Origin of the sequence: Burkholderia sp. RS01 (assembly GCF_039748055.1) — a bacterium.
Classification (GTDB): domain Bacteria; phylum Actinomycetota; class Actinomycetes; order Actinomycetales; family Micrococcaceae; genus Arthrobacter.
This window is the reverse complement of record NZ_JBDLAK010000079.1, coordinates 1-226: the sequence shown is the minus strand read 5'-3', so window position 1 is coordinate 226 and position 226 is coordinate 1. Positions and strand designations below refer to the sequence as shown.

Sequence of the window (226 nt, the reverse complement as noted above, 5' to 3'; positions counted from 1 at the left end):
CATCGACCGGCGGCTCACCCAGGTCCTCACCGACTCCCCGGGCAATGAACTGGCCGCGGCCGCCCTGCGGCTCCAACGCGCCTGCGGACTGCGTGTCGGGGAACTGCTCGACCTTGAACTGGACTGCGTCCACGAAGTCCCAGGCCACGGCAGTTGGCTGAAAGTTCCCCTCGGCAAACTGGACACCGAGCGGATGGTCCCCCTCGATGAAGAGATCCTGGAGCTG

The 226-nt window shown here is 66.4% G+C and carries 1 protein-coding gene; it reads right to left on the bottom strand.

Annotation, left to right across the window (positions count from 1 at the left end; all coding sequences use genetic code 11):
- Positions 1-226, bottom strand: a 226-nt coding sequence (locus ABFP37_RS22610; RefSeq protein WP_347035048.1) for a hypothetical protein, incomplete at both ends; no start/stop codon positions are given.